Below are 12497 nucleotides of genomic sequence, written 5' to 3'. Positions count from 1 at the left end.
GTGAGCAAGATGCGCATAGTGCGGCCGATCACGCCGGGGGGCTGGCTGGCGATCATGCTGGCCGCCGTGCTGGCGGCGATCGCCGTACGAGCCTTCAACCCCTGGCTGCTGCTGGTCGCCTTCGCCCTGTTCATCCCGGTGGTGCTCTCCCAGCTGATGCGCCCGGACCTGAAGTCGGTGTCGGTGGCCTTCCGCTCGCCCGAGCGTCTGGTCATGGGCGAACCGGCTGAGCAGGTGCTGACCGTGCGCAACGACGGCCGGCGTCTGTTGCCTGGCTTCGCGGTGTTGCACCACTGCCGGGGACTGGCCCCGATCCAGCTGGCGGTACCCCCGCTCGGGCCGGGTGACCAGGTCGAACTCACCTTCCCCCGGCTTCCGGTGCAACGCGGACGCACCGACTCCCACGACATCCATCTGCATGCCCTGGCGCCCTTCGGGATGGCGTTTCACCACCGGTGCATCCGTGGGAAGGCGGAGATCGTGGTGCACCCGGAACGGGTGCCGACGGTAGAGATCGACAGTGGACGTTTGTCCCTCGAGGACGCGGCCGGGGCCCGGCTGCTGCCGGCCGGGTCAGAGCCGCACGGCCTGCGCGAATGGCGTCAGGGGGACGACCGCCGCCACGTGAACTGGCGGGCCACCGCGCGTCAGGCGGCGCTGGGGCAGCCGGACAAGCTGATCGTGGTGGTGCAGGAACCCGAGGTGGAGGCCCGGCTGGTGCTCGTGGTCACCGGGTCGGTGCAGGACGAGGACTGGGAGGAACTGGTCTCGCTGGCGGCCTGGTCGGCCTGCAAGGCGGTCGGCAGCCACGCCGACGTGACCCTGATGGCGCCCGGCGTCCCGGCCTGGTCGGGCACCGACGTGCAGCAGATCCTCGACTGGTTCAGCGGCCTGGACAGCAGCCGCCTCGAGCAGCCGGCCGACGAGGTGGACGAGGTCGACGGCGCGGAATTCGAGGAGCTGGTCCGGGCCCAGCGGGCGGCCGGGGTGGTGGTCGTGGAGGCCTCGACCCGGCCGTTCGGTCTGCACCGCATGTACGGCGGGGCCGGATGAACGGCGGGGCCGGATGAACGGCGGGGCCGGATGAACGAGATACGGAACGTCCCCACGCTGCTGACCCTGGTCTCGGCCGCCCTGGCGCTGGGTCTGGCCGGTCTGTTGCCGGGGGCGGTCTGCTTGCTGGTGATGGTGCTCGTGGTGCTCGTCGGCGTCTTCGTGCCGACCCGCTTCCCGCAGCTCACCGAGACCTCGTGGGGCCGCAGCTCGGTGGCCGGGGCAGCCCTGGCGCTCGTGGTGGGAGCCACGGCGGCGACCTCGCCGCAGAACCTCCTGACCGGCACCGCCTCGAGCCCGCTGGCCGGTGCCGCCGACGTCCTGGCGGTGCCGCAGGGCCTGCCTCTGGGAATGCTGGCCGCCCTGGCCGCCGGCTCGCTGATCGCCGTGACCCTGGAGATCGGTCACCGTCGGGGCACCCAGTCGGCCTTGGTCCTGGGCACCGCCGTGCTCGGTCTGGCCTGCGTCGCCGCCCCCTCCGGGCTCCGGCTCCTCGTGCCCATCGTGATCGGCTGGCCGGCCGCCCTGCTGGCCCTGACCAAGCTGAACTTCCTGGCCGCGCCGAACCCCGATGTCCGCACCACCGTCATCCGCCGCGGGGCCGGGCCGGTGGCCTCCACCGAATCGGCACTGGCCGCGGTGTTCCGCTGGCGCATCGTGCCGGTGCTGCTGGCCATCGTCCTGAGCTCCGGCCTGGCCCTGGCCGCAGGCGGCGCCGAGTTCCGGAACCTGGGCAACGGCAACGCGTCGGCCGCCGACCAGAGCGAAGGCAACAACGCCCGGGCCTGGGAGACCAAGTTCCTGGGCGGACGGATGGACCTGAACTCGCGCGGCCCCCTCGGCGACTACCCCGTGGCCGAGATCCCCCTGGAGAGCCCGAGCCACTGGCGCACCGCAACGCTGGACTCCTACAACGGTGTCGGCTGGCAGGTCACCGGCACCTCGAACCTGCGCACCACGCTCACCCCCAGCGCATCCGGCGTACGGCTCAGCACCAGCGGCGACGACACCGCAAACCTGACCGCCGGCCAAGCAGAAGGCCAGGCAGAAGACCAAGCAGAAGACACAGACCCCGACAACAACCTGGACGCGACCGAAACGCCCGACCCGAGCCAGTCGTCCCCCGATCTGACCGACCCCTTCGCCGACCCGGAAGACGACTTCACCAACCCCGCCGACCCCGGCGACCTAGGCATCGAAGGCCTCGGGAGCGATGGGGGAGCCAGCACCCTGGACGGGGGCGACACCCAGCTCGGCAGTACCCGCACCGATCAGGTGGTCAACCGGGGGAACGGCCCGGCCCAGCTGATCGCCCCGGGCCGTGTACTCACCGCCGACCTTCCCAGCAGCTATGCCGAACGCACGTTCGTCTCCCCTGGCGAGCGGGTGGTGATGCCCAGCCAGAACGAGGACCACTACAGGGTCACGAGCCAGGTCTACCCCGACATCTCGAACCCCGCCGCGCTCGAAGGCGCGGCGGACGACGCAGTGGCTGACCCCGACGCCTTGATCGACCCCCGTTACCTCCAGGTCCCCGACACCCTCCCGGCGCGCGTGCGTGATCTGGGCGAGCAGTTGGTGGGCGGCGCGACCACCCGGCTCGCCGCAGTGCAGGCGGTCGGCACTCGGCTGCGGCAGTCGATGAGCTACACCCTGGACGCGCCCGTACCCCCGTCCGGCGCAGACGCTGTCGACTTCGCGCTCTTCGAATCTCACCAGGGATTCTGCGAGCACTACGCCAGCGCCGCCGTGATGCTGCTGCGCTCCGGCGGGATCCCGGCCCGGATGGTGGTCGGTTACCTGGCCGAGGGGAAGGAGTCGATCGGCGACGACCGTCAGCTCATCCGGCAGGCCCAGGCACACGCCTGGGCCGAGGTCTGGTTCCCCGGCGCAGGTTGGGTGACGTTCGAGTCGACCCCCGCTGGTGGCCTCGACGAGAGCTTCCTGGACGACCTCAACTCGGCGTTCAACCGGGCGATGAACGACCTGGCCGAGCGGTTCTCCGCCTTCGTGGCGGGGGTGGTCGGCCCGGTCGTGCTCGGCGTCGTGCTGCTGGTGATCTGGCTGTTCCGCCGTTTCCTGCTGCGGCAGCTGGCCCGGCTGGTGGCCCGGGTCACCGGGCGCCGAAAAATTGTGGACGCTGACCCGCCTTACGATCCCGACTTACGAAAAGCGTTCCTGGAGTTGGAGTCGGAGCTCGCCGCCCAGGGGGCGGCGCGGGCGGCCAACGAGACGCTGCAGTCACTACGGGACCGGCTGCTGGGTCCTCGCTACTACACCGCACCGGAACAGAAACACGCGCTGGAAGGCGCTTTCGACGTCCTCAATCGGGCTCTGTACTCTCGCACACCGCCCGATCGGGACGAATGCCTGCAAGCCGCAGCCGCTTTCGAACAGGAGGCGGTCCGCCTGCGGGAAGCGGCCGAGAATGGTCAGCCCGTGGTCAGTTTGGGGCAGTCGGCGCAGTTGATGTAGAGCGGGCACGAGGTGAGGGCGCAGACCACCTGGTGCCCGGCCAGCCCCAGGTAGACCCGCTCCATGTGCATCGCCCGGGCGCCCTTGGCCAGCACCACAGCGGTGGTTCCCTGAGCCTCGAGAACGGCCTTGACCTGCCCGAACGCCTCCATGGCAGATCCGGCGGTGGACACTCGGGAAGCCGGGAGCCCGTGCTCCACGGCCCCGGCCTGCAACGGCGCCGCGTTCGGGCCCACCGTGATCAGGTCGGTGACGCAGTCGGCCGCCTTGTGCCCGACCCGGGTGTGCAGCTCGTGCGAGAAGTCGCCGAGCTCGCCCATCTGCCCCAGCACCGCCACCTTGACCTCACCGGGCAGGGCGGCGAGCAGGTCGAGCGAGCCGATCATCGCGTCCGGGCTGCCGTTGTAGCTGTCGTCGATCATCAGCAGCTCGTCGTCGATCCGCCGCAGCGACGCCCGGCCGGCCGGCGGCTGCACTCCGCGCAGCGCCTCGATGCCCTCGGAAGGGGCGATGCCGTAAGCCCTTCCGACCGCCACCGCCAGCATGGTGGCGTAGGCGAAGTGCCGCCCGGCCGCGCCGATGCTGAACGGCAGCGTCTGCCCGTCCACCTCGATCCGGCCGCGGGTGCCGTTCTCGTCCACGCTCACGTCGACCGCGCGCAGGTCGTTGCCGGGGGCGAAGCCGACCCGCACCACGGTGGCCTCCGCGGCCCCGGGCAGGCCGAGGGTGGTGCTGGTGAGCAGCTCGTCGTCACCGTTGACGATCCAGGTACCGCCAGGGCGGGTGTGGTTGAAGATGTCGGTCTTCTCCAGCGCCAGCTCCGGCTGGCCGGCGAAGTTGCCCAGGTGGGCGAAACCGACGTTGGTGACCACCGAGACGTCCGGGGCGACCAAGCCGCTCAGGTGGCCGATCTCGCCCGGGTGGTTGGTGCCGATCTCGGAGATCACGTGGGTCTGTGCGGGCTCGATCTGGGTGAGCGTGAGCGGCACGCCGAGGTGGTTGTTGAAGCTCGCCTTGTTGGCCAGCACCTCGAACTTGGCCTGCAGGACCTGGGCGATCAGGGTCTTGGCGGTGGTCTTGCCGGCCGACCCGGTGACCGCGACCACCGAGGCGGTGCTGCGGCGGCGGGCCTGGGCGGCGGCCTGCTGCAGGGCGATCAGGGTGTCGGGCACCCGGATCACCGTGGCGTCGAGCCCGGCCAGCTCGGGGGTGTCGGCCAGGGGGCGGCTGATCAGCACCCCGGTGGCCCCGGCCCGCACGGCGGCTGCGGCGAAGTCGTGACCGTCACGGGTGGGGCCGGGGATGGCCACGAACAGTTCGCCACCGGTGATGTCCCGGGTGTCGACGCTGGCCCGGCCGAACCGCCCGGCCTCGCCACCGGTGGCCTGACGCACCAGCTCGGCACCCTCGACCGCTGTGAGGACGTCGTCCACCTGGATCACAGAACCGTTCCCTCCACCTACGCGCGAGCCCACGCCCGAAAGGGCAATCGTAGGGCCTTTACGACAGGCGACCGGCGCGGCTGCCGGAGCTGACCAGCTCGGCCAGGTGCTCCTGGGCCCGCTTCAGGGCGATGAAACCGGCCGCCCCGCCGACCGCGAGCCGGTTGGCGTGCCACTCCAGCTCGGCGTCGTCCAGGTGCGGCGGCAGCTTGCGGGCCAGGTTGGCGACCTCGGCGAGCTCGGTGCGCTGGCGCACCAGGAAGCCCACGTCCACCGGGTGCCCGTGCCCGGGCACGACCACCCGCCCGACCCGCTCCATCAGCCGGGTCATGGTGTCCGGCCACTCCAGCGGGAAGGCGTGGTCGAACGACGGCGGCGCCCCCTGCTCGGCCAGGTCGCCCAGGAACGTGACGTCGGCGTCCGGCACCTCGACCACCAGATCGTGGTCGGTGTGCCCGCGGCCGGGATGGTGCAGCACCACCGACCGGCCGCCCAGGTCGAGCGTGACGTCGGCCGTCATCGTGTGGTTGGGCAGGGTGAGCCGGACCGCGTCGACCTCGTCGGCCAGCACCTCCTCGCCGGACTCACGCAGCCAGGTGGAGATCTCGGCGCGCTGCCGCACCCCCGAGCCGGCCAGATCGGCGTAGCAGCGCTCGTGCGCCCAGATCTCGCAGTCCGGCTGGGCGTCGGCGAACACCGAGGTGCCGTAGCAGTGGTCGAAGTGCGAGTGGGTGAGCGCCACCAGGTGCGGCAGCGGGGTGATCGAGCGGATCGCCCGGCGCAGCTCCTGCCCCTCGCGCTCGCTGCCCCGGGTGTCGACGACCAGGCAGCGCTCGTCGCCCAGGATCAGCCCGGCATTCACGTCGAGTGTGCGGTTGCGCCGCACGAAGACCCGGTCGCCCACCTCGTACCAGCGACCCCAGGGGTTGGTGTCCGACTTCACCGCAACTCGGCTCCCTCGTTCCGGCCCTCTCAGGTCGAGGACACGCGGCGGTTCCGGCGGACGGTCACCCCAGGACGGCGACTATCCGCATTGAGCACACAACGCAGCGTACGCCCGATCTGACCGATTGGTTACACCGGGGGTGACTTGACAATTACCAACGGTTTGACCGAAGCCGTCGGCCAGCGCATTGTCACACGGTGTCAGCCGTTCAGCAGGCTGAGCTCGAAGCTGTAGCGCGAGGCCACGTAGACGTGGGTGCCGTACTCCACGGCCCGGCCCCGCTCGTCGAAGGTGAGCCGGCTCATCGTCAGCAGGGCCGCGCCCTTGGTCTCGTCGAGCAGGCGGGCCTCGGCGAGCGTGGCCGGGCGGGCGCCGATGCTCTGGTGGGCCGCGTGCAGAACCACCCCGGCGGCGCGCAGCAGCGCGTACAGGCCGTGCTGTTCCAGGGCCTGGGTGGTCAGGCTGCGGGCGTCGGGCAGGTCGCCGAGCAGGTGGTTGGTGAGCCGGGCGATCGGCCGGCCGTCGGCCGAGCGCAGGCGCACCAGCGAGATCACCGGGGTGCCGCTGGGCAGGGCCAGGACCTGGGCGATGTCGGGCTTGGCAGGTTCCACGACGTTGGACAGCACCCGGGTGCGGGGGAGGCGGCCCCCGGCCAGCAGGTCGTCGTGCAGGCTGGTGAGCTGCAGAGGGCGGCGCACCCGGGGCTGCACCACCCGGGTACCGACCCCGCGGCGCCGCACCAGCAGCCCCTTGTCGACCAGGTACTGCATCGCCCGGCGGACCGTGGGCCGGGACAGGCCGAGCTGCCCGGCCAGCTGGATCTCGTTGGCCAGCATGGTGTCCGGCGGCAGCTGACCCTGGTCGATGGCGCGCTCCAGGTGCTGCGCGAGCTGGAAGTACAGCGGCACCGGGCTGGACCGGTCGACCACCAGGGCGGGCAGGGCCGGCCCGATCGGCATCTCGATCGGCATGAGACCCTCCCGGGCCCGTTCGTCGCTGGAGGCGGTCGAGGGCATTGATCTCGATGTCGAACGATCCGACCGTTATGACTGTAACTTCTGACAAGCGAACATAGAAGGTTGTCAGCACAAATCGTCGTTCGTGGAACAAGAAGCAGCGAAGGGATTTTCGCATGCTCAGAACGGGTATCGCGGTGTGCGCGGCGGCCGCGCTGGTGGCCGGGCTGGCGGCCTGCAGCGAGGGCGGGCGGGTCAAGGAGCCGGATCGGGGCGCCGGCACCGCCGGGGACGACTCGGGCTACACGATCGCGATGGTGACGCACGAGACCCCGGGCGACTCGTTCTGGGACATCGTCCGGGCCGGGGCCGAACAGGCTGCGCAGAACACCGGTATCGACCTGAAGTACTCCAACGACCCGGACGCGGGCAAGCAGGCCACCCTGATCCAGAACGCGGTGGACAGCAAGGTCGACGGCATCGCCACCACCCTGGTCACCCCGGACGCCCTGGCCGGATCGGTGAAGGCCGCCGCCGACGCGGGCATCCCGATCGTCGGCCTGAACGCCGGGATCGACGACTACCAGCGGCTCGGGGCGGACATGTACTTCGGCTCGGACGAGACCACGGCCGGTGAGGCGGCCGGGGAGCGACTGGCCGCCGAGGGCGCGAAACATCCGTTGTGCGTGATCCACCAGGCCGGTTCGGTCTCCCTCGAGGCCCGCTGCGCGGGTGTCGCCGCCGGCGTTCCGGGCACCGAGAACCTGCAGGTCAACGGCACCGACGACGCCGCCGTGGTGGCGACCCTGCAGGCCAAACTGGCCCAGGACCCGTCCATCGACTACATCGTCAGCCTGGGCGCCCCGATCGCGCTGGACGCGATCAAGGCGATGGACGCCAGCGGCAGCGAGGCAAAACTCGTCACCTTCGACCTGAATCAGGAGGCGGCGCAGGCAATCCAGGACGGCAAGATCGAGTTCTCCATCGACCAGCAGCCCTACATGCAGGGTTTCATGGCGATCACCTCGCTCTACCTGGCGGTCAAGAACGGCAACGACCTCGGCGGCGGGCAGGCGGTCCTGACCGGCCCGTCGTTCGTCGACAGCGAGAACATCGACCAGATCCTGCCGTTCGTGGCGAACGGGACCCGCTGATGACCGCCACCCAGGAGAATCTGACCTCGACCACGCCGGTCCTGGACAGCCCGCTGTCGCGGCGCCTGTTCGCCCGGCCGGAGATCGGGGCCACCGCGGCCGCGGTCGTCATCCTGATCTTCTTCCTCGTCGTGGCCCCGGCGTTCCGCTCCGGCGACTCGTTCCTGACCGTGCTCTACCAGTCCTCCACCATCGGCATCGTCGCCATCGGGGTGGGCCTGCTGATGATCGGCGGCGAGTTCGACCTGTCGGCCGGCGTCATCGTCACCACCTCGGCCCTGGCCAACTCGATGTTCTGCTGGTGGTTCGGGATCGACCTGTGGGTGGGGGCGCTGCTCAGCCTGGCCCTGTGCCTGCTCATCGGTTTCGTCAACGGCTACCTGGTGATGCGCACCGGCATCCCCAGTTTCCTGATCACCCTGGGCACGTTCTTCGTGCTGCAGGGGGCGAACCTGGGCATCACCAAGGCGGTCACCGGTTCGGTCACCTCCCCGGACGTCTCCAAGATGGACGGGTTCGGGGTACTGGGCAACGTTTTCGCCTCCAGCACCGAGATCGGCGGCGTGACGGTCTGGGGCACCGTGGTGTGGTGGCTGCTGTTCACCGGCCTGGCCGGGTGGGTGCTGCAACGTACCCGCACCGGCAACTGGATCTTCGCGGTCGGGGGCAGCGCGGACAGCGCCCGGGCGGTCGGCGTGCCGGTCCTGCGCACGAAGATCGGCCTGTTCATGACGGTCTCGTTCCTCGGCTGGTTCGTCGGCATGCACAGCCTCTACCGCTTCAACACCCTGCAGGCCGGCAACGGGGTGGGCAACGAGTTCCTGTACATCATCGCCGCCGTGGTCGGCGGCACGCTGCTCACCGGCGGTTTCGGCAACGTGATCGGCGTCGCGATCGGCGCCTTCATCTTCGGCATGACCAGTCTGGGCATCGTCTACGCGGGCTGGGACCCGAACTGGTTCAAGGCTTTTCTCGGGGTGATGCTCCTGCTCGCGGTGATGGTCAACCTGTACGTGAAGGCCCTGGCCACGGCGAGCCGGCCGAGCCGGAGGGCAGGGGCATGACGCTGATCGAGATGCACGGCGTGGGAAAGAGTTACGGCCCGATCCGGGCGTTGTCCGACGTCGACCTGAAGGTCGCCGCGGGCGAGGTGACCTGCGTGCTGGGCGACAACGGGGCGGGCAAGTCCACGCTGATCAAGATCATGTCCGGGCTGCATCCGCACACCGAGGGCACGTTCCAGGTAGACGGCGAGACGCTGGTGCTGGACTCGCCGCGGCAGGCCCTCGACCGGGGGATCGCCACGGTCTACCAGGACCTGGCCGTGGTGCCGTTGATGGAGGTCTGGCGGAACTTCTTCCTGGGGGCGGAACTTCGTCACGGATCGTTCCCGCTGGCCGGGATGCGGATCCGCGAGATGCGCCGGATCGCCGACGAGGAACTGCGCAAGATGGGCATCGTCGTGCAGGACATCAACCAGCCGATCGGCACGCTCTCCGGTGGTCAACGGCAGTGCGTGGCGATCGCCCGGGCGGTCTACTTCGGTGCCCGCGTGCTGATCCTCGACGAGCCCACGGCCGCGCTCGGCGTGAAGCAGTCGGGCGTGGTGCTGAAGTACATCGCGGCCGCCCGGGACGCCGGGCTCGGCGTCGTGTTCATCACGCACAACCCGCACCACGCCTATCTGGTCGGCGACCACTTCATCGTGCTGAAACGGGGCTCCACCCGGCTGGACTCGCGGCGCGAGGCGATCACCCTGACCGACCTCACCCAGGAGATGGCGGGTGGGGACGAACTCGACGAACTGGCGCACGAGCTGCGGCCGACGGCCCGGAACGAGAGGGAGTCCGAGTGACGCAACCTCTGCGGGTGGCCCTGATCGGCTGCGGGAACATCGCGCTGAACATGCATCTGCCGGTGTTCCTGGCCGACCCCGAGCGCTATCAGGTGGTGGCGGTCGCCGACCCCACGGCGTCGAGGCTGCGGGCGGCCCGGGAGATGGTAACGCTGGATCCGGTGCGGGCGTACACAGATCCGCTGGAGGCCATCCGGTCGCCCGACGTGGACGTGGTCGACATCTGCACCCCGCAGAACCGGCGGCGCGATCTCCTGGTGGCCGCGGCCGAAGCCGGTAAGCACATCATCTGCGAGAAGCCCCTGGCCTCGGTGCCGGCCGACGCGGAAGCTGCAGTGAAGGCAGCCGAGGCAGCCGGGGTAGTGCTGGGCGTGGTCCACAACTATCTCTTCCTGCCCGAATTCATCGCTGCCCGCCGCATCATTGCCTCTGGCGAGCTCGGCGCCATTCGTACGGTCACCGTGAATTACCTAGGGGTGCTCGACCTGCCCGGCGCCGGTGGCTATCGCCCCCTTTGGCGGCACGATCCCGCTGCCGCCGGGGGCGGCGTGCTGATGGACATGCTGCACGCGGTCTACCTGGCCGAACAGCTGCTGGGCGCTCCGTTCGTGAGGGTCTCCGGGTTCGCCGATGCCGACCTGCCGGGGGCTTGGGGCGATGGCGTGGAGACTCTGGCCCTGGCCCGGTTCGAAGCTGACCAGGGCGATCGCACCAGCGTCGCGATGGTGAACATGGCCTGGGGGCACGGGCCGGGGGGAGTGCAGGTCACCGGTACCGAGGGCAGGTTGGTGATCCACTACGTCGACGACAGCACGCCGCCTTGGGCGCCCTTGGCGGGCATCACGGTCACCACCGTCGAGGGAACGCACAGCGCAGACGTACCCGTTGGCGTGGAACTGCCGGCCAAGATGTCGGCCGCCATGACGCTGGCCCTGGCCGACATCGCCGACGCAGTGCGCACGGGCGGGCGACCGGCGGCCACCGGTCGCGATGCCCTGCACACCCTGGCCTGCACCATGGCCACGTACACGTCGGCGGCGCTGGGGCGAACGGTCTCAATTGAAGACGCTGGTGCGCCTGGAGTCTGGACGGCGGGGGTTTCGGCTCTGGCTGGGTTGGAACTGCCTGAGTTCTCCCCAGTGGCCCGGGGCCGCTTGTTCGCCCGGGTTCCTCAGGCCGGAAACGGCAGGTAGAGCGGCACGTAACCGCTGTCGCGGTCGGCGGCGCCGCGCCAGCGGGTCAGCAGGTTGGTCTTGGCCGGCACGGGTTCGCCGCCCAAGACGCCCTCCAGTTCGGCGAACGGCTCGACGCCGGAGAGCACGTCGGACACGATCTCCCAGAGCGCGGGCTCGGCCATCGGATCCCGGTCGGCCAACGCGGCCACCAGCCCGCCCACGTGATTGATCAGCAGGCAGTAGGCCACCCGGTCCCAGCCCCGGCCCTGCGGGGTGCCGACGTGGGCGCGTACCCGCGCCGGCATGGCGGCCAGGTCTTCAGCCCGCCGCTCTCGCACGAGCTTCACGCCCTCCAGGTCGCGCAGGACGAGTTGTACGGGCAGGCCGTCGCGCAGCCCCACGACCACGTTCTGCAGGTGCGCCTCGAACACCACGCCGTGCCGGGCGTAGGCATGCAGCACCGGCGGCACCACCAGGCGCACGTAGCGCTGCCACCAGTCGAGCAGCACCTCGCGGTCGGCGGTGATCCGCTCCAGCAGCCGGGCCAGTGCGGGGTGCGGCACCGGCTCGGTGAGAGCGGCGGCCGGTACTGCCTGCACTCCCGGTTGCAGCCGTCCGGCCAGGCCCTCCCGGCGGATGACGCCGAGCTGGTCGGCCAGGCCGGGGCCGAGGCCGGCGGTCAGGCCCGAGGTCTCCCGCAGCAGCACGGTGCCGGGGAAGCGGGTGGCCAGGTCGCGGCGCAGCGGCTCGAGCAGGCCGGCCAGCATGACCGCGGCCTGGACCTCGTGCCACGGATTGATCCGCAGGCAGTTGGTGATCAGCACGCTGAGGCTCAGCTTCAGGAAACCGTTGTCGTCGGCGGCCACAGTTCGCACCGAGGAAGTGGCCCGCATCGACGGACCGCTGGGGCCGAGGTCGATGGCGCGTCGGTCGGCCAGCGCCGCGGGCAGCTCGTCACCCCGCGAAAGGATCGCGTACTGCCAGGGATGCACGGGCAGCAGGCGATATCCGTCCGGCACCGCCTCTTCCCCGGTCGGCGTTGCGTCCGAGACGTGGGTCTCGCGCATGAGCTCGGTCCGCACCGCCAGGTAGTGCAGCTGGAATCGGGCACCCAGCTCCGGGGCATAGCGCCGGACCTCGTCCTCCCGTCCCGACCGGGCCTTCGGCGCGGGATGGAAGCGGTGGCCGCTGAGGAGGGACTGCTCCAGCTCCAGGTAATCGGCTGCCGACGCGTGCGGACGGTTCAGCGCTTCGGTGATCAGTGCCTGGGAGGCCGCGATCTGGTCAGGCAGGTGATCGGCCGACGTCCCGGTGATCGCGGTGAGCTCCTCGTCGACCACGGCCAGTAGCTCACGCCAGCCAAGCCACGCCTGCCCCTGAACGTCCCCGAGCTGCACCTGTCCGATGAAGCGCGGCTCCGATGTTCCACGGGAAACATTCC

Annotated in this window: 10 protein-coding genes; 6 read left to right on the top strand and 4 right to left on the bottom strand. The window is 70.4% G+C overall.

What is annotated here, in order from left to right; genetic code table 11:
- Positions 1-1053, top strand: coding sequence for a DUF58 domain-containing protein (locus LWF15_RS03180; RefSeq protein ID WP_456298969.1), 1053 nt, complete (start codon positions 1-3; stop codon positions 1051-1053).
- A gap of 30 nt (positions 1054-1083) precedes the next feature.
- Positions 1084-3528: a transglutaminase family protein gene (locus tag LWF15_RS03175; RefSeq protein WP_232808804.1), complete on the top strand. Its 2445-nt coding sequence runs from the start codon at positions 1084-1086 to the stop codon at positions 3526-3528.
- Here LWF15_RS03175 and LWF15_RS03170 read toward each other — a convergent pair.
- The 3 genes from LWF15_RS03170 to LWF15_RS03160 all read right to left on the bottom strand — a co-directional run bounded on the left by LWF15_RS03170 (position 3486) and on the right by LWF15_RS03160 (position 6887).
- Positions 3486-4970 carry a UDP-N-acetylmuramoyl-tripeptide--D-alanyl-D-alanine ligase gene (locus LWF15_RS03170; RefSeq protein ID WP_232808803.1) on the bottom strand — a complete coding sequence of 495 codons (1485 nt, stop codon included), beginning with the start codon at positions 4968-4970 and terminating at the stop codon, positions 3486-3488. The two genes, LWF15_RS03175 and LWF15_RS03170, sit on opposite strands and share 43 nt — an antisense overlap.
- A gap of 58 nt (positions 4971-5028) precedes the next feature.
- The gene (locus LWF15_RS03165) at positions 5029-5913 is read right to left on the bottom strand and encodes an MBL fold metallo-hydrolase (protein WP_232808802.1); all 885 of its coding nucleotides are present in this window, start codon (positions 5911-5913) and stop codon (positions 5029-5031) included.
- A gap of 203 nt (positions 5914-6116) precedes the next feature.
- A complete protein-coding gene (locus LWF15_RS03160; protein ID WP_232808801.1) occupies positions 6117-6887 on the bottom strand; it encodes a GntR family transcriptional regulator in 771 nt (256 codons plus the stop codon).
- A gap of 161 nt (positions 6888-7048) precedes the next feature.
- Here LWF15_RS03160 and LWF15_RS03155 point away from each other — a divergent pair, with 161 nt between their 5' ends.
- The 4 genes from LWF15_RS03155 to LWF15_RS03140 are packed head-to-tail and all read left to right on the top strand — an operon-like array spanning position 7049 to position 11074.
- A complete protein-coding gene (locus LWF15_RS03155) occupies positions 7049-8026 on the top strand; it encodes a substrate-binding domain-containing protein (RefSeq protein WP_232808800.1) in 978 nt (325 codons plus the stop codon).
- Positions 8026-9090 carry an ABC transporter permease gene (locus LWF15_RS03150; RefSeq protein ID WP_232808799.1) on the top strand — a complete coding sequence of 355 codons (1065 nt, stop codon included), beginning with the start codon at positions 8026-8028 and terminating at the stop codon, positions 9088-9090. The genes LWF15_RS03155 and LWF15_RS03150 overlap by 1 nt, the downstream gene beginning before the upstream one ends.
- Positions 9087-9881, top strand: a complete 795-nt coding sequence (locus LWF15_RS03145) for an ATP-binding cassette domain-containing protein (RefSeq protein WP_232808798.1) — start codon at positions 9087-9089, stop codon at positions 9879-9881. Before LWF15_RS03150 ends, LWF15_RS03145 begins: the two co-directional genes overlap by 4 nt.
- Entirely contained in the window at positions 9878-11074 is a 1197-nt protein-coding gene (locus LWF15_RS03140) for a Gfo/Idh/MocA family protein (RefSeq protein WP_232808797.1), read from the top strand. The genes LWF15_RS03145 and LWF15_RS03140 overlap by 4 nt, the downstream gene beginning before the upstream one ends.
- On the opposite strand, the gene LWF15_RS03135 is transcribed toward LWF15_RS03140, so the two are convergent.
- Entirely contained in the window at positions 11053-12453 is a 1401-nt protein-coding gene (locus tag LWF15_RS03135; RefSeq protein ID WP_232808796.1) for an IucA/IucC family protein, read from the bottom strand. The genes LWF15_RS03140 and LWF15_RS03135 overlap by 22 nt on opposite strands.
- Between the last annotated feature and the right edge of the window lie 44 nt (positions 12454-12497).

This window comes from Kineosporia rhizophila (assembly GCF_021277265.1).
GTDB classification, from domain to species: domain Bacteria; phylum Actinomycetota; class Actinomycetes; order Actinomycetales; family Kineosporiaceae; genus Kineosporia; species Kineosporia rhizophila.
Note: the sequence above shows the minus strand (reverse complement) of the source record. Positions and strands in the feature narration are given on the sequence as shown.

Excerpts from the sequence above, each read along its gene's own strand:
- LWF15_RS03160 (WP_232808801.1), bottom strand. The coding sequence starts at position 6,887 with ATGCCGATCGAGATGCCGATCGGGCCGGCCCTGCCCGCCCTGGTGGTC.
- LWF15_RS03155 (WP_232808800.1), top strand. The coding sequence starts at position 7,049 with ATGCTCAGAACGGGTATCGCGGTGTGCGCGGCGGCCGCGCTGGTGGCC.
- LWF15_RS03175 (WP_232808804.1), top strand. The coding sequence starts at position 1,084 with ATGAACGAGATACGGAACGTCCCCACGCTGCTGACCCTGGTCTCGGCC.
- LWF15_RS03145 (WP_232808798.1), top strand. The coding sequence starts at position 9,087 with ATGACGCTGATCGAGATGCACGGCGTGGGAAAGAGTTACGGCCCGATC.
- LWF15_RS03150 (WP_232808799.1), top strand. The coding sequence starts at position 8,026 with ATGACCGCCACCCAGGAGAATCTGACCTCGACCACGCCGGTCCTGGAC.